General features: G+C 40.9%; 20 protein-coding genes. 2 read left to right on the top strand and 18 right to left on the bottom strand.

Features of this window, described 5'->3' with window-relative positions:
• Nucleotides 1–61 precede the first annotated feature (61 nt).
• Both ACQKL5_RS02340 and mce read right to left on the bottom strand, forming a co-directional pair.
• A complete protein-coding gene (locus ACQKL5_RS02340; protein WP_427606408.1) occupies nt 62–1,609 on the bottom strand; it encodes an acyl-CoA carboxylase subunit beta in 1,548 nt (515 codons plus the stop codon).
• Complete coding sequence (gene mce / locus ACQKL5_RS02335) at nt 1,609–2,031, bottom strand: methylmalonyl-CoA epimerase (RefSeq protein ID WP_427606407.1); 423 nt, start codon at nt 2,029–2,031, stop codon at nt 1,609–1,611. Before mce ends, ACQKL5_RS02340 begins: the two co-directional genes overlap by 1 nt.
• Nucleotides 2,032–2,199: 168 nt before the next feature.
• Here mce and prli42 point away from each other — a divergent pair, with 168 nt between their 5' ends.
• On the top strand, nt 2,200–2,295 hold the full coding sequence (prli42, locus tag ACQKL5_RS02330) for a stressosome-associated protein Prli42 (protein WP_427606406.1): 96 nt from the start codon (nt 2,200–2,202) through the stop codon (nt 2,293–2,295).
• 37 nt (nt 2,296–2,332) lie between these two features.
• Here prli42 and ACQKL5_RS02325 read toward each other — a convergent pair whose 3' ends face one another.
• The 15 genes from ACQKL5_RS02325 to ACQKL5_RS02255 form a co-directional block, all read right to left on the bottom strand.
• Complete coding sequence (locus tag ACQKL5_RS02325; RefSeq protein ID WP_427606603.1) at nt 2,333–2,848, bottom strand: L,D-transpeptidase; 516 nt, start codon at nt 2,846–2,848, stop codon at nt 2,333–2,335.
• 31 nt (nt 2,849–2,879) lie between these two features.
• A complete protein-coding gene (locus ACQKL5_RS02320) occupies nt 2,880–3,869 on the bottom strand; it encodes an aromatic acid exporter family protein (RefSeq protein WP_427606405.1) in 990 nt (329 codons plus the stop codon).
• Nucleotides 3,870–4,058: 189 nt separating this feature from the next.
• Nucleotides 4,059–4,781, bottom strand: coding sequence for an amino acid ABC transporter ATP-binding protein (locus ACQKL5_RS02315; protein ID WP_427606404.1), 723 nt, complete (start codon nt 4,779–4,781; stop codon nt 4,059–4,061).
• Nucleotides 4,774–5,433: an amino acid ABC transporter permease gene (locus ACQKL5_RS02310; RefSeq protein ID WP_427606602.1), complete on the bottom strand. Its 660-nt coding sequence runs from the start codon at nt 5,431–5,433 to the stop codon at nt 4,774–4,776. Before ACQKL5_RS02310 ends, ACQKL5_RS02315 begins: the two co-directional genes overlap by 8 nt.
• A gap of 125 nt (nt 5,434–5,558) precedes the next feature.
• Nucleotides 5,559–6,362 carry a transporter substrate-binding domain-containing protein gene (locus ACQKL5_RS02305; protein WP_427606601.1) on the bottom strand — a complete coding sequence of 268 codons (804 nt, stop codon included), beginning with the start codon at nt 6,360–6,362 and terminating at the stop codon, nt 5,559–5,561.
• A 327-nt stretch (nt 6,363–6,689) separates the two neighbouring features.
• The gene (locus tag ACQKL5_RS02300; RefSeq protein ID WP_427606403.1) at nt 6,690–7,127 is read right to left on the bottom strand and encodes a BrxA/BrxB family bacilliredoxin; all 438 of its coding nucleotides are present in this window, start codon (nt 7,125–7,127) and stop codon (nt 6,690–6,692) included.
• Nucleotides 7,128–7,289: 162 nt separating this feature from the next.
• Complete coding sequence (gene meaB, locus ACQKL5_RS02295) at nt 7,290–8,417, bottom strand: methylmalonyl Co-A mutase-associated GTPase MeaB (protein ID WP_427606402.1); 1,128 nt, start codon at nt 8,415–8,417, stop codon at nt 7,290–7,292.
• Nucleotides 8,417–10,609 carry a methylmalonyl-CoA mutase gene (scpA, locus tag ACQKL5_RS02290; RefSeq protein WP_427606401.1) on the bottom strand — a complete coding sequence of 731 codons (2,193 nt, stop codon included), beginning with the start codon at nt 10,607–10,609 and terminating at the stop codon, nt 8,417–8,419. The genes meaB and scpA overlap by 1 nt, the downstream gene beginning before the upstream one ends.
• 2 nt (nt 10,610–10,611) lie before the next feature.
• Complete coding sequence (locus tag ACQKL5_RS02285; RefSeq protein ID WP_427606400.1) at nt 10,612–12,489, bottom strand: methylmalonyl-CoA mutase family protein; 1,878 nt, start codon at nt 12,487–12,489, stop codon at nt 10,612–10,614.
• A gap of 334 nt (nt 12,490–12,823) precedes the next feature.
• Nucleotides 12,824–14,095, bottom strand: a complete 1,272-nt coding sequence (locus ACQKL5_RS02280) for a dihydrolipoamide acetyltransferase family protein (RefSeq protein WP_427606399.1) — start codon at nt 14,093–14,095, stop codon at nt 12,824–12,826.
• Between the two features lie 27 nt (nt 14,096–14,122).
• The gene (locus ACQKL5_RS02275; protein ID WP_427606398.1) at nt 14,123–15,106 is read right to left on the bottom strand and encodes an alpha-ketoacid dehydrogenase subunit beta; all 984 of its coding nucleotides are present in this window, start codon (nt 15,104–15,106) and stop codon (nt 14,123–14,125) included.
• 12 nt (nt 15,107–15,118) lie between these two features.
• Nucleotides 15,119–16,114, bottom strand: coding sequence for a thiamine pyrophosphate-dependent dehydrogenase E1 component subunit alpha (locus tag ACQKL5_RS02270; RefSeq protein WP_427606397.1), 996 nt, complete (start codon nt 16,112–16,114; stop codon nt 15,119–15,121).
• A gap of 21 nt (nt 16,115–16,135) precedes the next feature.
• Nucleotides 16,136–17,557, bottom strand: a complete 1,422-nt coding sequence (gene lpdA, locus ACQKL5_RS02265) for a dihydrolipoyl dehydrogenase (RefSeq protein WP_427606396.1) — start codon at nt 17,555–17,557, stop codon at nt 16,136–16,138.
• A 73-nt stretch (nt 17,558–17,630) separates the two neighbouring features.
• Nucleotides 17,631–18,728 (bottom strand): branched-chain amino acid dehydrogenase, encoded by a 1,098-nt coding sequence (gene bcd, locus ACQKL5_RS02260; RefSeq protein WP_427606395.1) that lies wholly within the window; start codon nt 18,726–18,728, stop codon nt 17,631–17,633.
• Nucleotides 18,729–19,102: 374 nt separating this feature from the next.
• Entirely contained in the window at nt 19,103–21,163 is a 2,061-nt protein-coding gene (locus ACQKL5_RS02255) for a sigma 54-interacting transcriptional regulator (protein WP_427606394.1), read from the bottom strand.
• A gap of 177 nt (nt 21,164–21,340) precedes the next feature.
• On the opposite strand from ACQKL5_RS02255, the gene ACQKL5_RS02250 reads away from it, so the two are divergent.
• Nucleotides 21,341–21,577, top strand: a complete 237-nt coding sequence (locus tag ACQKL5_RS02250) for a DUF2627 domain-containing protein (protein ID WP_427606393.1) — start codon at nt 21,341–21,343, stop codon at nt 21,575–21,577.
• Nucleotides 21,578–21,628: 51 nt separating this feature from the next.
• Here ACQKL5_RS02250 and ACQKL5_RS02245 read toward each other — a convergent pair whose 3' ends face one another.
• Nucleotides 21,629–22,360, bottom strand: coding sequence for a glycerophosphodiester phosphodiesterase (locus ACQKL5_RS02245; RefSeq protein ID WP_427606392.1), 732 nt, complete (start codon nt 22,358–22,360; stop codon nt 21,629–21,631).
• Nucleotides 22,361–22,419: the final 59 nt, after the last annotated feature.

The raw sequence follows: 22,419 nt of genomic DNA, 5'->3' as shown, positions 1-22,419 counted from the left end.
CGTCTCGAAAAAAGGAGCATGAAATCGGATAGATTCCAAACTCCTTCCATAATAATGGTTATTACAACGGAATATTTCCGTGTTTTTTCCACGGGCGTGTTTCTTTTTTGTTACGTAACATTTCAAGCGATTGAATGATCTTGATCCTAGTTTCACGAGGGTCAATAACGTCATCGACCATTCCAAGACTTGCGGCCACATATGGATTTGCGAACTTCTCACGGTATTCTTCTATTTTCTCTGCCCGTGTTGCTTCTGGATCTTCACTATTTGCAATTTCGCGAGCAAAGATGATGTTTGCAGCACCCGCTGAACCCATAACCGCAATCTCCGCATTTGGCCAGGCAAACGTAAGATCCGCACCAATCGATTTACTATTGAGAGCCACGTAAGCACCACCATAGGCTTTACGAAGAATGACCGTTAATTTTGGCACGGTGGCTTCGGAATATGCATATAGAAGTTTGGCCCCATGACGGATAATCCCTCCATGTTCTTGTTTAACACCCGGGAAGAATCCGGAAACATCCTCAAATGTAATCAATGGAATATTAAATGAGTCACAGAATCGTATGAAACGAGCAGCTTTATCAGACGAATCAATATCCAGTCCACCAGCCAACACTTTTGGCTGGTTACAAATAAGACCCACTGATTTCCCTTTAATGCGTGCTAAGCCGACCACTATATTCTTTGCGAACCCTGCTTGTACTTCCATGAAAGAATTCTCATCAACAATTTGATCGACCACTTTTCGTACATCGTATGGCCGGATGCCTTCATACGGAACTATATCCGTTAAGTCCGGACGATAGTCATCCTCATCTGTCGCTTCTAGAACCGGTGGCTTTTCTTGGTTATTTTGTGGCAGATAACTTAGAAGACGTTTAACATCGGCTAAAACCTCTTCCTCAGAAGCTCCCATGAAATGGGCATTACCGCTAACTGTATTATGTACCTTTGCTCCACCTAGCCCTTCAGATGATATTTTTTCCCCTGTCACCGTTTCAATGACTTTCGGTCCTGTAATGAACATTTGGCTAGATTTTTCGACCATGAATACAAAATCCGTAATGGCTGGAGAATAAACCGCGCCACCCGCACAAGGTCCTAAAATGACTGAAATTTGTGGAATTACACCAGAGTATATCGAATTACGGTAGAAAATTTGTCCATACCCATCAAGGGACACTACTCCTTCCTGAATACGCGCTCCGCCGGAATCATTCAACCCGATGAATGGAGCACCATTTTCTGCAGCTAAATCCATAACATTCGCAATTTTCAGGGCATGCATTTCACCGAGTGCACCACCGAAAACGGTAAAATCCTGTGAGAACAAATAAATATCACGGCCATTAACCTTCCCATAACCCGTTACTACGCCTTCACCTGGTCCTTCTGCCTTTTCCATACCAAAATTGGTATTACGGTGTTTGATAAAGGGATTCAGTTCGACGAATGTACCCTCATCCACAAGAAGATCGATTCTTTCCCTCGCCGTTAGTTTTCCTTTTTCATGTTGCTTTTCGATTCTATCTTCCCCACCGCCCATTTCTACCTTGCGACGTCGATCGTATAAATCATTAATAGTTTCATAGATATCCATTAGTTTTCCTCCTCCTTTGATACAGTTCTTTCACAAAGTTCATATAGTACACCAGCTGTTGATTTTGGATGAATGAAAGCGACATCCGCGTGGTGTGCTCCCTTTCTTGATTTCTCATCAATCATCCGAAGACCGGATTCTTTTATCTCCTTAATCCGATCTTCTATTTGCTCCACACCCAAAGCCACATGGTGAATGCCCTCTCCTCTTTTTTCGATGAATTTAGCGATGGCACTTTCGGGAGACAGCGCTTCCAACAATTCTAAACGAGTATTTCCAGCAAGGATGAATGCCACTTTAACACCTTGGCTTTCAACCGTTTCAATTCCTTCAAGTTGCAATTTCAATGTTTCGGTATAAAGTGGCAAGGCTTCCTCTAATGATTTAACAGCTATGCCGATATGATCAATATTTTTAATCATTTATTTTTTCCCCCATACTATGTACTATTTTCATTCTATTGAATTTTCTATCAATTTATCACGTAGCCATTTAAATTTTGGATAATGAGAACATTTCACTTTTGCTTGTTTCTCCTATATATTCAAGTTAAAATGAAATTAATCATACTGTTTTGAGGAGAGAGCATAATGAAAAATAAAAAAGTAAGAAAAGTTGTTGTCTATCTCATGCTTATCTCGATGTTATTGATGACCTTACTATCGGGAATCGCCTTTTTATTGTAATAGGTTTTAGGAGGGGAGCTATCTGCTTCCCTCTTTTCTATTTAATAGCTCCTATATTTTTGGCTATGGTTTTGAAACTTTCATTCGATAGAGTTATTAAAACCTTTGTTCCAATCGGGACCTTTTCATATAGCCTCTCTACATCCGGTTTATGCATCCTCACACAGCCATTTGAAATGTATTTCCCGATTGAGGATGGTTGATTGGTTCCATGAATCCCATAAATCCTGCCATCTGTATTCCTGGCATCAATACCAATCCATCTTGACCCAAGTGGATTTCTGGGATCTCCACCAGGAATATTTTTTTTTCGGTAGTAAGGGTTAACCGCTTTTACTTTGACGGTAAATAACCCTTCAGGCGTCAAATCCTGACTCTTGCCTGTTCCGACCGGTAAAATCTCTTGGACCACGTTGTCGTCAATAAAAGCCAATTTATTATTGGCTTTATTAATGATAATAAAAGGATCTCCGTAATTGACAGTTTGGCCATTGACCTGAGACGGCCACATTGACAAGATAAGCAATAACAATAAAGAAAGGACTCGTTTCATTTCCACCATTCCCTTTACTTTTTTGCTTAGTTTAAGCCAACGGTAGCTTTTTCATGCGATTATTACTCTCCTTGGGCAATCCTTTGAAAGAATGCTTAAGCCATAAATAACGTTCCATTTCCTTCATAAGTTGTAATAAAGCCGCCCTTGATTCAAACTCTTCCCGGGTTTGCGGAAGTTCCATCCCCTTAAAAAATTCCTCCAGTTCTTCAAGTTTCTTCAGATAAAGGATAGCCGTATTTTGAGGGTGAACATTCTCTGCCAAATCCTCTATAAAATCTGCCAATATGCCACTTTGCTTAACAACAAGAGGAATATTGGTGACTAAAGGAAGAATTCTTTCAATTATTTCAAATTGCTTTTCCCTCATTTTAAAATAATGATAATGGAGATCTTCTTCACGAAGAAAATGATTTTCCACATCCTTGAAAGCAAGACTTTTGGCTTCATTAAGAAGGCTCGCCGTTTTCGTGATTTCCTTCCCATCCCATGAGTGGTCATTATTCCGTAAGTAGCGAACGACGGCCATTAAAATGGCACTAAAATTAGTCTCTATTTCATCTTGGTAAGCGAATAATTTCTTTTCAACACTAGGCATGTATAGATTCATGATAAGTGCCACTCCCACTCCAACCGCAATCAAAATCGTTTCATTCAACAGTAGAGAAAGGGTGATCTTCCCCGATCCATAAAGATGCAAGATGATGACACTGCTTGTGACTATTCCTTCGTTAACATTCAGGGCAACCGTAGTGGGTATGAATATAAGAAGGATAAGGCCGATCACAAGAGGATGGAAAGCAATAAACTGAAACAGCAAAGTAGAATAGACCATAGCGATTATACACGCTAAAAACCGATGCCAGGAGGCATAAACCGATTTCTTTTTTGTAACCTGTATACATAAAATTGTTATGATTCCTGCAGAAGAGAAATTATCCAAACCAAGTAGTTGTGCAATAATAATCGCTATGGACGTACCCAAAGCCGTTTTAATGGTTCTGTACCCGATTTTGAACATGTTATGTATCACCTAGCTTCTTTCACTTCTATTTATAATCCTATCAGCTATCCTGATAATTTCACAGTCCTTTATGAAGGAAAATTCTAAATAATTAATAATTCGTTATACCCATAATACATTATTTGGATAAAATAAAAAAGGTAACAAAAGTTACCTTTTTCAAACCACGGTTGCTATCATTTCGTTCTATAGCACTTTTTGAAGAAAATCTTTGGCACGCTGGCTTTTCGGATTGGAAAAGAATTCTTCAGGTGCGCTTTCTTCAACAAGTAAGCCGCCATCCAAGAATAGCACTCGATCGGCCACTTCTTTAGCAAATCCCATTTCATGCGTCACTATTAACATAGTCATACCTGTATTGGCAAGCGACTTCATAACATCCAATACTTCTTTTACCATTTCCGGGTCAAGAGCTGAAGTCGGTTCATCAAAAAGGATGACTTCCGGATTCATGGCCAATGCACGTGCGATAGCCACCCTTTGTTTTTGCCCACCAGAAAGACGGTTAGGATAAGTTGTTTCCTTATCAGCCAGTCCAACTTTATTCAAAAGCTCACGTGCCTGTTTTACAGCTTCAGCTTTTGATAGCTTCTTCACCTTCATAGGGGCATACGTCAAGTTCTCCAGCACTGTTTTATGGGGAAATAAATGAAAATGCTGGAATACCATCCCCACATTCTCACGCACTTTCATAATATTAGTCTTTTTTTCCGTAATGTTTTGATCCTTGAACCAGATTTGACCATCTGTAGGTGTTTCAAGCATGTTTATACAACGAAGAAAAGTCGATTTACCCGAGCCAGAAGGCCCGATTATTGCCAAAACTTCACCCTGCCCAATTTCAGTACTGATTCCTTTTAGGACCTTAAGTTTGCCATAATTTTTTTGAAGTTTATCTATTTTAATCACTGCGTCTCATTCTCCTTTCAATCACTTTGCCCAAGATGGTGAGAATCATGACCATCACATAATAAATGAGACCGGCAAATAATATCGGCTCGAAGAATTTATATGTTTCACCGCCGACAATATAAGAACGGCGCATGATGTCGCCTAATCCAATAATTGTTACAACAGCCGATTCCTTTGTTAGGGAAATCAATTCATTCACTAAAGATGGAAGAATATTCTTGATGGCCTGCGGCAAGATGATATTCAACATCATACTTGAATAAGGGACACCGAGAGCAAGCGCGGCTTCACGTTGACCTTTATCGACCGCTAATATACCTCCCCTGATGATTTCCGAAATATATGCTGCAGAGTTTAAACCGAAAGCCAAGAAAGCTGCCTGAAACGCTTCTATTTGTATGCCTAAAATTTGTGGAGATCCAAAATAAATAAGCATCAATTGTAAAACTAATGGTGTACCACGGAATATCGATGTATAAAAGTCAGCAAGCCAATTCAATGGCTTGATTCTGCTAATTTTCAGTATGGATAAAATTATCCCCAAAACAAAACCGATTACAGCCGCAACCGCTACAACTTTTAATGTAGTCGGTATTCCCTCCATGATATATGGAAGGGAAGGCATAATCCTTTCAAAATCCAAATTCACTCCATTCATCCTCTCTTATAAAGACCTATTAAAGGCCTTCCTTATTCACTTTATACTCAATAAAGCGTGGAAAAACGCTCAGAAGGCATATTTAACTCTTCTGAACGTTTTCCCTTTTCTCTGTATTATTTAGTTTCACCGTTACCTAACCATTTTAGAATTAATTTTTCCATTTCACCATTATCCATCATATTGTTTAGTTCAGTATTGAAATCTTCCTTTAAATCACTGCCCTTTTGGAATGCTATAGCGAGACCAGCGTCTTTTTCCCCAGTTTCGATCTCATATCCCACTAAATCCGGATTGTCTTTTAGATATCCTTCAGCAACTTTCCCTTCAATAATTACCCCATCAAAACGTTTAGAAACCAGTTCCTGGACGATTTCTGGAATACGATTGCGTTTTTCGACCTTCATACCGATATCCTTACTTTTATTTAGGTCAGTCGCCAATGTCTCTTGGATAGAAGCAAGCTGTACACCAACCGTTTTCCCTTTTAAATCTTCAACCGTTTTAATGTTACTGCCTTTTGTCGTAATTATCATATTTTTAGCTGTATAATAAATATCGCTAAAATCAACTGATTTCTCACGTTTTGGTGTGGGAGTCATTCCTGAGATAACAAAATCAACTGATTTATTTTCAAGGGATGGAACAAGACTGTTAAAGTCAATGTCCTTCACTTGGACTTCATATCCTAATTTCTTACCGATTGCCTTAGCAATATCCACGTCAAAACCTTTGATTTCATCGCTTTTGGATGTTTCAACATATTCAAACGGTGGATAATCCGCAGATGTTCCCATGACTAGCACTTTTTTATCTTCATTACCTGATGTATTCTCTTCTTTTTTCTCTGAGGTTCCACATGCTGCTAAAATACCTACTAGTAAAACAGAAGTAAGCAACAATGCTACTCGTTTTTTCAATTTCATCATTATTCCTCCAAGGTAGTTTTTCCATCTTTTATGAGCCAAAGCTTAATTACGTTAAACATATACTCGTGTAATGAACTAATATTCATGCACCCAAGTGTATTTTAACACATTCTTATAATTATTCAACAAACAAATTATTTTTTAGAATATTATTTTAACCAAATTAAAATATAATAATCTGTCTATATGAAGGAATTCTCCTTAAGAAAGTATTCCACCACCCCTACCACTTGGCTTTTATGCAAAATCACGAATAAAAAAACCCGCCATTTGGCGGGTTTTTTCGTATTTCTATATAACTTAATGTATAAAAGTGGGTTACACTTCTTCACAATATTCATCAAAGTATGATTGCAGTTTTTCAACTACAGACATTGGATGATGTCCCTCAATTTCATGTCGTTCGATCATGGTGATGATCTTTCCATCTTTAAGAAGTGCAAATGATGGAGAGGAAGGCGGATATCCTTCGAAATAATCACGCGCCATCGCAGTCGCTTCTTTATCTTGACCAGCAAAAACAGTAACAAGCTGATCAGGACGTTTATCATTATGAATGGCGTGTGCTGCAGCCGGTCTTGCTATTCCCCCAGCACATCCACAAACGGAATTGACCATAACAAGTGTCGTACCTTTTTGAGCAAGTACGTTTTCCACTTCCTCGGCAGTCGTCAGTTCTGTATATCCAGCAGTCTTAATCTCATCGCGAGCTTGTTTGACCACGTCATTCATTAAAAAATTGAAATCCATATTCATAATATAGAGCTCCTTCCAGGTTTTTCTCTTCACACCTATCATATCAATTCATGAAGCCTGATTCAATAAATTTAACTGGCAATGAACAGAAACCACCAAACTTCCAATCAACGGATATAAATAAGAAGGCTCTATGCGTGTTCACTTTCTCCAGTGCCATCTTCAATCCGGCTTAAAGGAATTCGAAAAAGATTGGAATGCTTGTTGGACAGCCTTTGTGACTGTCTTATTACCGGACATCACTTCATTTTCAAGCTTGGGAAGTAAGCCTTTGACCGTTTCATTTTTATAGAACATCTTTTTAAGCTGATGATCTATTAAAGAATGAAGCCATTCTATGGATTGCATCCTTCTCCGTTCTTGAAAGACTCCAGATTGCTTTGTTGTTGAAGAAAACTCCTGTAATACATCCCAGATATCAGGGATTCCCTTTCCAGTAACAGACGAACACGTATACGCTTTTCCAGCCCAACCCTTGGTCGCAGGTTGAAGGAAATGAAGAATTCGACTGTATTCCGATCTGGTCCTCATCGCAAGCGGGATGTTTTCACCGTCTGCTTTATTGACCACTATACTATCCACAAGTTCCATGATTCCTTTTTTCATCCCCTGCAATTCATCCCCGGCTCCTGTAAGGACCAGCAACATGAAAAAATCGACCATACTTCGGACAATTGCTTCACTCTGACCTACACCCACCGTTTCAATCAAGATCACATCAAAACCGGCAGCCTCACAAAGTAACATCGTTTCCCTCGTTTTACGATGCACGCCACCTAAAGTTCCTTCCGATGGGGAAGGACGGATAAAAGCTTGGGGATTCCGTGCCAATTCCTCCATCCTTGTCTTATCCCCGAGTATGCTCCCTCCATTGATGGAGGAACTAGGGTCGACTGCAAGGACCGCTACCTTATATCCCTTATTACACAAGTAGGTTCCAAACGTTTCAATAAACGTACTTTTCCCCGCTCCAGGAACACCAGAGATGCCGATGCGGAGCGAAGATCCTGTGTGAGGAAGGATAGAATGCAAAAGTTCTTGAGCCAATTCGAAATGATGTTCGGCATTGCTTTCAACTAATGTAATTCCTTTAGCAAGCTTAGCCCTCTGTCCTGTTAAGATTCCATCTTTCAGTTCAGGAATGGAAATACTCACATTTTGCTTTTTGACAAATCTACTTTTGGAAGCTTTATTGTGGCCGGACTCTAATTCCACACCTGGTTTTAACGAAGAAGCAAAACCATCCTGATTATTAAGATCCACCCATGCCGGCTTCTTATCTTCTGTCATTACTGCGCCACTTCCTCATAACCGAGGCGGTGGTATATTTCCTGAAGTACTTTTTTGGCTGCCTGTGGAATAACGGTTCCGGGTCCGAAAATCGCAGACGCGCCATTTTCCATTAAATAATCATAATCTTGTGCCGGGATAACCCCACCGACAATGACGATGATATCTTCCCTACCCAATTTTTTCAGTTCTGCCATCAACTGGGGCAGTAATGTTTTGTGACCTGCAGCGAGCGAACTCATACCTACTACATGCACATCGTTTTCGACTGCCTGAAGAGCGGTTTCCTCTGGTGTTTGGAATAGCGGTCCGATATCAACATCATAGCCTAAGTCAGCAAATCCGGTACCTACCACTTTAGATCCACGGTCATGGCCATCCTGACCCATCTTAGCCATCAATAAACGAGGTCGTCTGCCTTCATTTTCAAGGAATTCATCAGTCATCGCGATAACTTCCTCAATTTCCGCTTCTTTTGAGTAAGCTGAACTATAAACACCGCTGATAGAGCGAATTGTGGCTTTATGTCGTCCAGCTACCTCTTCAATGGCATCCGAAATTTCCCCCAGTGATGCACGGGCTCGAGCTGCCTGTACAGCCAATTCTAGCAAGTTCCCTTCCCCCGATCTTGCAGCTTGTGTCAATGTCTGGAGAGCTTCATCAACTTTCTCTTGATCTCTTTTTTCTTTAAGGACGCTCAGACGCTTGAGTTGACTTTCACGAACGGCGGAGTTATCAATTTCCAAGATTTCGATTGCATCTTCCTTTTTCAGACGGTATTTATTCACGCCGACGATTGTTTCATCTTGAGAATCGATTTTTGCCTGACGTTTTGCTGCAGCTTCTTCGATTCTCATTTTTGGAAGGCCTGTTTCAATCGCTTTCGCCATGCCTCCGAGCCCTTCAATCTCCTCAATATGAGCCCAAGCCCGATTAATCAGTTCATTTGTTAACGATTCGACGTAATATGAACCTGCCCATGGATCAATGACCTTTGTAATACCCGTCTCCTCCTGAAGATATAACTGTGTATTGCGAGCAATACGCGCGGAGAAATCTGTTGGAAGGGCAATCGCCTCATCCAAGGCGTTCGTATGCAACGATTGTGTATGGCCAAGTGCAGCCGCATGGGCCTCGATCAAAGTACGTGCCACATTATTAAAGGGGTCTTGTTCAGAAAGGCTCCATCCCGATGTTTGGGAGTGAGTTCTTAAGGCCATCGCTTTCTTATTCTTCGGTTCGAATTGTTTCATGAGTTTTGACCAGATGAACCGACCCGCTCTCATTTTTGCCACTTCCATAAAGTAATTCATGCCGACAGCCCAGAAGAATGACAAACGTGGGGCAAATTTATCAATATCAATCCCGGCTTTCATTCCTGTTCTTGCATACTCAAGACCATCGGCCAACGTATAAGCAAGCTCAATGTCAGCTGGCGCCCCTGCTTCCTGGAGGTGATAACCAGAAATGGAGATGGAATTGAATTTAGGCATATACTTGGACGTATACTCAAATATATCAGCTATGATCTTCATCGACATCTCGGGCGGATAGATATACGTATTTCGAACCATATATTCCTTTAAAATATCATTTTGAATGGTTCCAGAAAGCTTATCCTGAGTGACCCCCTGCTCTTCGGCTGTAACGATATAAAAAGCTAGAATAGGCAAGACCGCTCCATTCATAGTCATCGATACCGACATTTGATCCAGTGGGATTCCATCAAATAAGATTTTCATATCTAGTATAGAGTCTATCGCTACCCCGGCTTTACCAACATCCCCCACAACACGCGGGTGATCTGAATCGTAGCCACGGTGTGTCGCTAAATCGAAAGCCACCGAGAGACCCTTTTGACCCATTGCCAAATTCCGACGGTAAAACGCGTTAGATTCTTCAGCAGTAGAGAATCCTGCATATTGACGGACCGTCCACGGCCGGTTAACGTACATAGATGGATAAGGTCCCCTTGTATACGGAGCAATTCCTGGTACACTGTCCATATGCTCCAGGTTTTGATTGTCTTCTTTCAAATAAAGCGGCTTAACCTTTATTTGTTCATTCGTTTCAAATAGAAGGTCATCAATATTTTGTTCAACTGCCGCTTCTGCTTCTTTTTTCCACACTTCAAAGGTTCCTTTAGACTCAGCCTTAGCAGGATTTATGGTAGAGAAATTTGGTTTTTTCATCGTTAGTTCACCCCTAGCTCTTGTAGTAGATCAGTCAAGATCTCCACAACATTCGTTTTGACATGGATAAAGTTATCCACTCCAGCTTCTAGCAAAAGGCTCTCTAATTCCTCTTGCTGCTTGCCTGCAACATATAATTTGAGATGTGGGAATTGCCGTTTGATTTCCTTGATGGTAGCTTCCGCCTTATCCGAATAATCTAAATCGCTTCCACATATGCAATAGATGGAAAGTTGGGTATCAGTTATGTAATCGACCGCTTCCTGACTAGTTTGGCAACCCCTACTTTCAACCGTTTCTATTCCGCCAGCTGCAACAAGGCCTTTGATAAAGTCAGCGCGAGGCTTATAAGATTTAAGTTCATTTAAATTAATCAGACCAATTTTTGGCGCATTCCCGTCATGTTGCTTACTTTTTTCACTTCGTAATCTTAACTGTTCAAATTGGGATGATATGCGTTGTAATTGGATTGGCGTAATAGTCACTGGCTCCTCCACAACCATATACGACTGCTGTTCTACATAAGTGGATCCTGTTGAGATTTTATCGGTAGGGTTCGGGTAAACATTGGTACCGATGATACTTTCTTTCCTCAATGCTGCATTTTGGACCCTAGCTTGATAGACTTCTCCAAGGTCTGATTGCAAAGCACCTTGCTTAATGGCCTCTAGAATGCCACCAGCACCATCAATTTTAAGAAACTTCGCCCATGCTTTTTCAGCTAGCTCATCTGTCAATTCCTCTATATACCAAGAGCCTCCAGCAGGATCAACCACTGCTGTCATATTCGTTTCTTCTTTAAGGATTAAATGCGTATTGCGCGCAATTCTTTCCGAAAATTCATTGGACGCTCCAGAAGCGTGATTAAATGGATGAATCTGCAAATATTGAATACCTCCAATTGCCGCAGCAAATGCTTGATTCGTGGTACGAAGAATATTCACATATTCATCATAAAGCGTTTCTGTCAATTCAGAAGTAACGGCATGTATCGTCATTTTAAAATAAGAAGCATCTTCCTCAAACGCTTCCGCCATACCTGCCCATAATCTTCTAGCCGCTCGTAGCTTCGCAATTGACATAAAGTAATTGGAATCCACAGCAAAAGAAAAGACGATTTTTTCAGTAATATCCCGTATGGAAAGTCCCTGCTTTTGCCCTTCTAATATATATTGGACTGCTACAGCCAATCCATAGGCAAGCTCTTGTACCGCATTGGCTCCTCCATTATGAAAAATAGCCGTGTTGACAAGAACGGACTTTAAATCTGTACCTACATGTTGGTAACCTTGAATCGTTTTGGCCCACTCTGAAAAATACTTTTCTATATCTTTTGGAAGTTGGCCACGTACCAACCATTCTGCAATCGGATCTTCTGCTAGCACACCTGTCATCTCTGCATTTTGTTCATTTGCTACAGCTTTGAATTGAGGGAGTAGTTCTTTTTGTTTCCCTTTTAGGTCAATGAAAACGGGAAATTCCTTCAATGGTAGGTTATTAAAAAGTGTTGAAGCCCTAGCTCCTTCAGCAAGTAGCTGAACGGGATAAACGACAATATTTTGACCTCGTTCTAACGCGGCACGCATTTTTTCATTGGCCTCTTCTGCCGTGATACCGCTTACAGGTTGTACGACAAGCCAGGGTTGCTCATAATAACCCGTTGGAGAGATTCCACGGGTAAAGGGTGCAAATCCAGGAAGCTCAGCCTTTTTATCTGCTGAATCAGATTCGGTATAGAGGGGATGTAAAGTAATGCTTTCATATGTATTTGTTTTTAATTTTTCGACACTTTTTCCTTTTAAACTAGTCTCTACCGCTTCCTTCCATTCATCTAATGACGGTATTGGAAAGGATATGTTTTGTACATCTTTCAAATCCATTTGTATCGCTCCCTTATAGTTTGCTACCTAATGGCTGAATCACACGAAGACCGAACGCTCAGTCAATCACATAAGAAAAACACTCTCCGACCCATTACTTTCATTCTATCATAATATTCTTATAATTTAAGAAATTATAGAATTATGTGAGAGGGACGCAATGACTGACGAAAAGTAGCTTTCCTTTCTACGAGAAGTGCCTCTATAAAATAATAGCAAAAATATAAACATTGTCGACTATTTTCTAAATACTCTATTTCTTTATATGTAAAAACAGTTACAGAGGCACAGAGAAAAGGAAGCACCTTTATGGTTACCTCCTTCTTTTTCCCCATTAATATACCGATGTATTGTCCGCTGATATCTTCTCAATGATTTCTTTTACCCTCGCTAAGAATCGTCCACATACCAGACCATCCAATACTCGATGATCGAGTGATAAACAAAGGTTGACCATATCACGGACAGCAATCATGTCATTAATAATCACCGGTCTTTTTACAATGGTCTCCACTTGAATGATGGCTGCTTGGGGATAATTGATAATTCCCATAGACTGAACAGAACCAAATGAACCTGTATTATTGACAGTGAACGTACCACCCTGCATATCATCTGCCTTTAATTTTCCTTGTTTCACCTTTAAAGCCAATTCGTTAATTTCCCTTGCGATCCCTTTAATTGATTTCTCATCGGCATTTTTTATGACAGGAACAAATAGGGCATCTTCCGTTGCAACGGCGATGGAAATATTGATTTCTTTCTTTTGGATAATTTTATCGCCCGCCCACATGGAGTTGATTTGAGGGAACTCCGTCAATGCCTGAGCAATCGCTTTAACAAAGAAGGCAAAATAGGTTAAATTATAACCTTCCTTTTGTTTAAAATCAGCTTTAAGTGTATCCCGAAGTTTAACCATATTCGTTGCATCTACTTCAACCATCGTCCAGGCATGTGGAATCTCATGCTTACTTTTCAACATATTCGAAGCAATCGCTTTCCGCACCCCTGTGACAGGAATTTCTCTATCCCCAGCCACGGAAGGGATCGTGAATTCTTTATTTTCTTTTATTGGTACTGAAGGAGGTTCGTTCCCCTTTACAACGGTTCTTTCAGGTTCAACAACCGGTTTAGGGAGATTACCTGATTCAATGAGCTTTAATAAGTCTTTACGTGTAATCCTGCCTTCATGCCCTGTTCCCTTCACTTGAGATAGATTGATATCATGTTCCTGGGAGAGCTTCAAGACAGCTGGGGAAAATCGTACCTTGTTTGGAATTTCAGTTGATGGCTTCATCTTAGTAGTTTCCGTGTCATCATGTTTCTCTTTGTCGTTATCTTCTTCCAATTCCTTGGGCATAGTCGACTCCACTTCAATCGAGCATATGACTTCCCCTACAGCTAGCGTTTGATTCTCATCTGCCTTTAATTCTTTAACAACCCCTGTAAAGGAAGAAGGAACTTCAGCGTTTACTTTATCCGTCATCACTTCAGCAAGTGGATCATACTTCGTGACGTGATCACCTGGCTGGACTAGCCATTTACTGATTGTTCCTTCGGTCACGCTTTCACCAAGCTGGGGCATTTTCATCTGTTCTATCGCCATGTTTCAAAACCTCCTTCTTTTCTATCATCAAAATTCAGCTAGTTCTCTCATCGCCTTCTCCACTTTATCTGGTGTCACCATAAAGTGTTTTTCCATTGTAGGTGCATAAGGCATGGCAGGGATATCAGGACCAGCCAACCTCTTGATTGGCGCATCCAAATCAAATAAGCAATGCTCGGCAATGATGGCCGCGACCTCACTCATTATGCTACCTTCTTTATTATCTTCCGTAACCAGCAGGACCTTGCCCGTTTTAGAGGCAGCTTCCATGATGGCTTCCTTATCTAAAGGATATACGGTGCGCAAATCTAAAATATGTGCCGAGATACCATCCATTGCTAGTTTTTCTGCTGCCTGAAGAGCAAAATGTACACAAAGGCCATAAGTTATGACCGTAATGTCCTCTCCCTCTCTTTTCACGTCCGCTTTGCCAATCGGAAGCACATAATCATCCGCTGGCACTTCGCCTTTAATCAAACGGTATGCACGCTTATGCTCAAAGAAAAGCACAGGATCCTCATCCCGAATGGCCGCCTTAAGCAAACCTTTTACATCATAGGGAGTGGAAGGCATCACGATTTTCAGTCCCGGTTGATTCGCGAACATAGCCTCTACAGATTGGGAATGATATAAAGCCCCATGGACCCCGCCACCATAAGGAGCGCGTATGACCATTGGACAGTTCCAATCATTATTGGAACGATAGCGGATTTTTGCCGCTTCGGATACGATTTGATTCACTGCGGGCATGATAAAATCTGCAAACTGGATTTCAGCAATCGGGCGAAGTCCATACATGGCAGCTCCAATGCCAACACCAGCTATCGCCGACTCTGCAAGAGGCGTGTCTATGACCCTTGCTTCTCCAAATTGATCATATAACCCATTTGTCGCTTTAAAGACTCCCCCTTTTTTTCCAACGTCCTCTCCCAAGATGAATACACGTGAATCTCTTTCCATCTCTTCTCTCATTGCCATTGTTACTGCATCTATATAAGAAATCACTGCCATCTTTTTCCCCCCTTACTTTTGTTCATAAACATGATCCATAGCGCTCTCCGCTTTAGGATATGGTGCAAGCTCTGCATAATCTGTTGCTTCGTTCACTATTTTCATCACTTCATCATTAAGTTGTTTTTCTAGGTTTTCATCCAGGATGCCTGTTTCCATTAAGTACGCTCCAAAAGTCCTGATGGAATCTTTAGTTTTCGCTTCTGCCACTTCTTCGGCTTCACGATAACTACGATCATCATCATCACTTGAATGGGGAGTGAGCCTATATGAAACAGTTTCAATTAAAGTTGGACCTTCCCCTCTGCGAGCACGATCAGCTGCTTCTTTTACAGCTTTATAAACTTCCAATGGATCATTGCCATCCACCGTAACTCCAGGCATCCCATAACCAATAGCACGATCAGAGACTTTTTCGCAAGAAAGTTGTTTCGATATTGGAACAGAAATCGCATATTGGTTATTTTCACACATAAAGATGACAGGAAGCTTGTGAACTCCTGCAAAATTGGCACCTTCATGAAAATCACCTTGATTCGAGGAGCCCTCCCCGAATGTTACGAATGTAACCAAGTCCTTTCCTTCCATTTTGCCTGCAAGGGCAATACCTACTGCATGCGGGACCTGTGTAGTGACAGGTGAAGAACCAGTAACGATCCGGTTTTTCTTTTGTCCGAAATGGCCTGGCATTTGTCTTCCACCTGAATTGGGATCTTCTGCTTTAGCAAATCCGGAAAGCATTAGTTCTTTCGCAGTCATTCCAAAGGACAAAACTACACCAACATCCCTGTAATAGGGTAATGCGTAATCCTTTTCCCGATTCAAGGCAAAAGAAGCCCCAACTTGTGCAGCTTCCTGTCCCTGACAAGAAATCACAAAGGGAATTTTACCGGAACGGTTCAAGAGCCACATCCGTTCATCCATCCTTCGGGACAAAAGCATTGTCCGATACATATCCAAAACAGTTTCATCATTTAAGCCCAATTGTTTATGACGTGTTTCTGCCATTATCAAAAAACCTCCTCCTTTTTATGAGTGAATGGCAAGGCCATCCACCGCGAGAGCTGCCTCTCCTATTGCTTCAGAAAGACTTGGGTGGGGGTGAATCGTGTTCGCCACTTCCCAAGGTGTGGCATCGAGTACTTTTGCCAAGCCTGCTTCGGAAATCATATCTGTTACATGGGGACCAATCATATGGACACCCAGAATATCATTCGTTTTTTTATCTGAGATAATTTTGACAAAACCATCTGTTTCCCCAAATACCAGCGCTTTACCGACCGCCCTGAACGGAAACTTTCCGATCTTCAATTCGTATCCATCCTTTTTTGCTTGTTCTTCTGTCATACCGACACTGGCTGCTTCGGGACTGGAATAAATGCATTTCGAAATAAGAGAATAATCTATCTTTTTCGGCTGCTTCCCTGCAATATGTTCAACAGCTGCCAATCCTTCATGAGAAGCAACATGGGCAAGCTGCAATCCCCCAATGCAATCACCTATGGCATACATATGTGTCTCTTTCGTTTGGAAAAAATCGTTGGTCAAAATGAATCCGTTCTCTATGACGATTTCAGTATTATCCAACCCAATAGATTCAAGATTTGCCGTTCTTCCCACAGATACCAACAGTTTATCCGCCTTAAATTCCTCGACTGTTCCGTTTATCTCTGCTGATATATACACTGACTCATCTTGTTTCAGGGTCTCGGGCAATACTTTAGCTCCCGTATAAAAAGTAATACCCTTTTTCTTTAATATGCGCAGCATTTCATCCGATACCTCGTGATCCTCGGTTGGAATGATTTTATCTGCGTATTCAAGTACCGTTACTTCCACTCCAAAATCATTTAACATCGAGGCCCATTCTACACCTATTACGCCTCCCCCGACAATGATCATCGATTTCGGCAAGCTATCCAACTGAAGCGCCTCATCGGAAGTTAGGACGAATTCGCCATCTACCGCTAAACCTGGTAATGATTTTGGACGGGAGCCCGTAGCGATGATGATATTCTGTGGAATCAGCATTTCATTTTCACTGCCATCATTCATTTCCACAGAAATTGTTCCAGGTATCGGTGAAAATATGGAGGGTCCAAGTATACGGCCTATCCCTTCATACACTGTGATTTTCCCTTGCTTCATTAAGTGCTGAACCCCTCTATATAACTGATCGACAACTTTGTTTTTCCGCTCCTGCACCTTTTTGAAATCAACATTCACATTTGAAGTGAAGACACCGAACTCTTCACTTTTTAATGCGGTTTGATAAACCTCTGCGCTTCTTAAAAACGCTTTAGAGGGGATGCATCCTTTATGTAAACATGTCCCGCCTAATTTTCCTTTTTCCACAATAGCGGTTTTTAAACCGAGTTGTGCTGCCCGGATTGCGGCAACATACCCTCCGGTTCCTCCGCCAAGAATGACAAGATCGTATTCTTCAGCCATGCTCATCCCTCCAGTTGGAAATTCCTGTGATCATCTTGAATCACAGGAATTTCATGTTGTTTTATATATTGTATCATTTTCGTCGATTTAAGATATGTTTCTCATCACGTAAAAATTGACTTCTGGAGTTGCGCATTCTTTCAATCCGTTCCTCTGCCATACGATCTGCTGCTTTATATGTCGGGATTTTATCGCGTTTTGCAATATCAATGACCCTTTCAATGTTATCATAAACACCTTCTACTTTTTTCAATGCTCTTTCCCGATTATACCCTTTAAGTTCATCTGCCACATTAATGACCCCGCCCGCGTTTATAACATAATCCGGAGCATAAATTATACCTCTTTCATGTATTTGATCCCCATGAATGGGCTCCTTCAACTGGTTATTAGCCGCACCAGCAATCACCTTGGCTTTAATTTTACTTATCGTTACATCATTTATAACCGCACCTAATGCACACGGTGCATAAATATCACAGTCCACCCCATATATTTCATCGGGATTCACAGCTTTAGCACCGAATGTCTCAACAGCCCGGTCTACACTCTCTTTATTAATATCAGTGACGATGAGCTTAGCCCCTTCTTCATGCAGATGGCGGCACAGGTTATAAGCAACATTGCCTACCCCTTGTACTGCGATTACTTTTCCTTCCAAGGAGTCGTTTCCAAAAGCTTCTTTTGCCGCAGCTTTCATACCACGGTATACGCCATAAGCGGTAACAGGAGACGGGTTACCCGATGAACCAAATTCAGGAGAAATGCCTGTAACATAATCTGTTTCTTCGTGAATTAGGTCCATATCCTCTACCGTCGTCCCCACATCTTCAGCTGTGATATAACGACCATTCAATCCTTGAATATACCTGCCAAATGCCCTAAACATTTCTTCGTTCTTATCTTTACGGGGATCCCCGATAATGACGGTTTTTCCTCCCCCTAAGTTCAAGCCGGCAGCCGCATTTTTATAAGTCATTCCCTTAGACAGTCTAAGAGCATCTTCAATGGCTTCTGCTTCCGAGGCATACGTCCACATTCTCGTGCCTCCAAGGGCAGGGCCCAGAGTTGTATCATGTATCGCGATGATTGCTTTTAAACCGGATTGTTTATCTTGGCAAAATAATAATTGCTCATAGTCATAGCGTTCCAAATAATTAAAAATTTCCATAAAGGAATCCCCCTCAGATGTTTTCATAGTAGACAGATAAAAAGAGGCTGAATGTAAATCCCCACTCTTCCCTGTTAAGCTGTCTTTTTGAATGATTGTTCTATTGCCCCATGATAGTTTTAAGTTTCACGAATGGTTATTTAGAAAATTTTATTTTCCAACTAGTAACATGCAATATTCATGCCAATATAACAAAGACTATTGGAAAATCAGCATAACTTTATGGATTTCTGGAACTAAACATGCAACAGGAAAGAACTCCCTCGTTTGAAATTTTTTAAATGAATCAAACCATTCTTTTTCCTGCCCTCGAATAACGAATAATAATCATGCAATAATTTGCACAGATTGCAATAAATTGCATGCAAATTATTTCATACTTCTAGTTTCTCCATCTTATAGTATAAATTTCTGACGGATATTCCAAGAGCCTTCGCCGTAAGGGTTTTATTTCCTTTATACATATGTATCGCTTCCTGGATAACCTTTGCTTCATGTCTATCTATTATTTCCATGAGCGTTTTTCCGGAAACGTAAGCCTCAGGTCTTGCAGCTTTCTCCTGTTTTAAAGGAGTATTATCTTCAATAAAATCCGGAATGTGCTGAATATCAATAATTGTCTCTGTCAACTTCATGAAAATTATTGTTCTCCCTAAAATATTTTCAAGTTCTCTAACATTTCCTGGCCAGTCGTATCCCTGCAGTTTTTTTATTGCTTCTACTGTAATACCTTCAATGCTTCGCCCATATTCCTGGTTGATTTTATGAATTAAATGTTCGGCCAATTCTTTTATGTCTCCTTTTCTCTTTCGCAGTGGAGCAATGAAAATGGGCATGCGATTTAAACGGAAATATAGATCCTCACGGAAATTTCCCTTTCTAATTGCTTGTTCTAGGTTGATATTGGTTGCAGCAATGACTCTGACATCGATTGGAATTGAATTGGTCCCGCCCACTCTAATGAGTTCTTGTTCCTGTAGTACCCTAAGTAATTTAGCCTGGATACTCGCCGGCAACTCACCAATTTCATCCAGGAATATACTTCCATGGTTGGCTTCTTCAAAAAGTCCGGTCTTCCCCCCTCTTCTTGCTCCTGTAAAGGCTCCCTCTTCATAACCGAATAATTCACTTTCTAGCAAGGATTCCGATATCGCGGCACAATTGACGCGAACAAATTTATTGAATTTCCTCTCACTTTCATTGTGGATAGCATGGGCAAATAGCTCCTTGCCTGTCCCGGATTCCCCTCTTAACAGGACAGTGGCTGGAGTACTGGCAGACAATTTCGCCTGCTCAATAGGAAGCATCATTTCTTCAGAAGTACCAATAATATCATCAAAAGAATATTTAGCCTGAAGTGTCCGAATAATTTGCCTTGCACGGTTCAATTCATGTGTTAACGATTGAATTTCAGAAACGTCATGAATGACTCCGACGCTTCCTTTCAGTGCTCCCTCAACAATGATGGGAGCAACATTGACAATTACTTCTTTATGTTTTGGACCAACACGCATGTTGACTCCACGAACCGGCTTTTTAGTCTTGAGTACCTTCATATGCATGCTTTCCCCTTCATAAATATCAATGGCAGCCGGTTTACCAATTACTTCATTTTTGGTCAAGCCTGTTATCCTAGAGTAAGCTGGATTAATCAATAAGCCGTATCCCCGATCATCCACCACAGATATCGCCTCATCACTAGACTGAATGATCGCTTCAAGCATGGTCTGGACCTCTTTTAAGTCCGTTATTTGTTCAGCTAATTCCACCACTTCCGTTCTTTCCTTAAACAACGAGAAGGCTCCAATAATCTCATTTTCTGAACTTACTAAAGGAATTCTGGATGTAATGAACTCGATTCCCGTTTCTCTGATTGACACGTATTGATTTTCTTCTGGCTCTCCAGTTTCCATCACCCTCAATAATCCACTCGAAGGGATAATCTCTAGGATATATTTCCCTATTACCGCTCCCCTTTTTGTATTCGTTATTCGTTCAGCACTATTATTGAATATGGTGACATAACCCTCTCGATCAATTACAAGCATCCCTTCAGTAATTGCATTAAGTATCAAGTTTCTGTTGGCCGATACATTCTCTAACTTGTTAATAAGTTTATTTTTCTCTTCAAAGAGGTTAGCAAGAATATGGGCAACACTCCCGGGAATCAAAATGGTTTGCTTCCCCATCTTCATTTTAATCTCCTCAAAAACGGTAGGGTCCCCTGTCGTATCAATAATGATATCTAATTCCCTATCCATTACACTACTCCAACTTGTTACTGTTCTAACATTTCGTGCTTTCGCAGCCAAGATCCCTTCGGCAGCTTCATTCGTATCAGCCATGCAGTCTATATAAAAAGCTTCGCTTTCCGACATAAGCTCCAATACAGCACTTCCGCCTTTTCCTCCACCTACAATCATTACCTTCTGCATGAAATTCCCCCCTCCTACGATGCTATAGACTTTTACATATTATATTTTCATAGTACCATATCATTTCCAAAGGCACCGCTCATACATGCCAATCATTTTCTTAATTACCCAAACTTGACAAAAAAATATTATCCTTTATCATTTTTTATAAGGAATTTTTGGAAGGGACTTGGCTACATGAATCGATTAATCGCTTTTTTGATCCTTTTTATCCCTGGTGCTTTTGCCGCCTATGGTATTAAAATAATGCGGGATATGGTATTTGGCATTCTTCAGCCCCCCTATCCGGCACTTTGGCTACAATTTTTGATTGGACTTCTGATCACCATTGGTGGAATAGCGTTTATCGCTGGTTTTATCCTTCATCGGGATCGTAAAAAAGACAAGGTCCAAAGTAGATTTAACAAATTCTAAAAAACAGTGAACGAGGGGCCATGAAACACATGGCCCCTCGTTCACTGTTTTTCAATATTCAAAGCTTGCTCTGATTATTTTTGCTTTTTCCGGAAAATCGGTGATGATGGCACTGCAACCCAAGCTGTATAACCGTTTCATATCCAGTTCTTTATTGATAGTATAGGGTCGAACCAAGATCCCTGCCTTCATCGACGATTGGATGATCAGGTCCGGAGCTGAACGAATGCTGGGATGGATTGCACTTCCACCAATCGCCCGTGCATACACCCATGGCATAAATAGACCGTCCCTATATAACGGCGCCGTTTCAATTTCTGGTGCCAACTGGTGGCAGTATACTAGACTATAATGGTTAAAGGAAGAAATAACGATTCGTTCCTCCATTCCATACTCTCGAATGAGACGAATAACTTTTTCTTCTAAACCTGGATACATAAAAAAAGTGTTTTTGAGTTCAATATTACAAAAAAGATAATTGTTGCACAGCCATTTCAATAGTTCTTCAAGTGTAGGGATTCTTTCATTAGCTACTTTACCTTTGAAGTGTAAGGCTGCATTCAAATTTTGTAACTCCTTTAATGTTCTGTCCTTAACAAAACCAGAGCTGCCTGTTATACGTTCCAGCTTTTCGTCATGAAAGACGACTACTTCACCATCTTTTGAAAGCTGTACATCCATTTCGATTCCATCCGCTCCAACACGGGCAGCCTCTTTGAAGGCCAACATCGTATTTTCTGGATGTGTTCCTGATGATCCTCGGTGTGCGAAGATTAACGTCATAGAAAAGCTGCCTCCCATAAGATTTCAGTAGATCTTCAATTTTATGAAAAGAAGCAGCA

It is taken from the genome of Peribacillus sp. NPDC097675 (genome assembly GCF_050277655.1).
Lineage (GTDB): Bacteria > Bacillota > Bacilli > Bacillales > DSM-1321 > Peribacillus.
Note: the sequence above shows the minus strand (reverse complement) of the source record. Positions and strands in the feature narration are given on the sequence as shown.

Excerpts from the sequence above, each read along its gene's own strand:
- bcd (WP_427606395.1), bottom strand. The coding sequence starts at position 18,728 with ATGGAAATTTTTAATTATTTGGAACGCTATGACTATGAGCAATTATTA.
- ACQKL5_RS02270 (WP_427606397.1), bottom strand. The coding sequence starts at position 16,114 with ATGGCAGAAACACGTCATAAACAATTGGGCTTAAATGATGAAACTGTT.
- ACQKL5_RS02340 (WP_427606408.1), bottom strand. The coding sequence starts at position 1,609 with ATGGATATCTATGAAACTATTAATGATTTATACGATCGACGTCGCAAG.
- lpdA (WP_427606396.1), bottom strand. The coding sequence starts at position 17,557 with ATGGCTGAAGAATACGATCTTGTCATTCTTGGCGGAGGAACCGGAGGG.
- prli42 (WP_427606406.1), top strand. The coding sequence starts at position 2,200 with ATGAAAAATAAAAAAGTAAGAAAAGTTGTTGTCTATCTCATGCTTATC.
- ACQKL5_RS02320 (WP_427606405.1), bottom strand. The coding sequence starts at position 3,869 with ATGTTCAAAATCGGGTACAGAACCATTAAAACGGCTTTGGGTACGTCC.
- ACQKL5_RS02285 (WP_427606400.1), bottom strand. The coding sequence starts at position 12,489 with ATGGATTTGAAAGATGTACAAAACATATCCTTTCCAATACCGTCATTA.
- ACQKL5_RS02250 (WP_427606393.1), top strand. The coding sequence starts at position 21,341 with ATGAATCGATTAATCGCTTTTTTGATCCTTTTTATCCCTGGTGCTTTT.
- ACQKL5_RS02325 (WP_427606603.1), bottom strand. The coding sequence starts at position 2,848 with ATGAAACGAGTCCTTTCTTTATTGTTATTGCTTATCTTGTCAATGTGG.
- ACQKL5_RS02275 (WP_427606398.1), bottom strand. The coding sequence starts at position 15,106 with ATGGCAGTGATTTCTTATATAGATGCAGTAACAATGGCAATGAGAGAA.
- ACQKL5_RS02300 (WP_427606403.1), bottom strand. The coding sequence starts at position 7,127 with ATGAATATGGATTTCAATTTTTTAATGAATGACGTGGTCAAACAAGCT.
- mce (WP_427606407.1), bottom strand. The coding sequence starts at position 2,031 with ATGATTAAAAATATTGATCATATCGGCATAGCTGTTAAATCATTAGAG.
- meaB (WP_427606402.1), bottom strand. The coding sequence starts at position 8,417 with ATGACAGAAGATAAGAAGCCGGCATGGGTGGATCTTAATAATCAGGAT.
- ACQKL5_RS02245 (WP_427606392.1), bottom strand. The coding sequence starts at position 22,360 with ATGACGTTAATCTTCGCACACCGAGGATCATCAGGAACACATCCAGAA.
- scpA (WP_427606401.1), bottom strand. The coding sequence starts at position 10,609 with ATGAAAAAACCAAATTTCTCTACCATAAATCCTGCTAAGGCTGAGTCT.
- ACQKL5_RS02280 (WP_427606399.1), bottom strand. The coding sequence starts at position 14,095 with ATGGCGATAGAACAGATGAAAATGCCCCAGCTTGGTGAAAGCGTGACC.
- ACQKL5_RS02255 (WP_427606394.1), bottom strand. The coding sequence starts at position 21,163 with ATGCAGAAGGTAATGATTGTAGGTGGAGGAAAAGGCGGAAGTGCTGTA.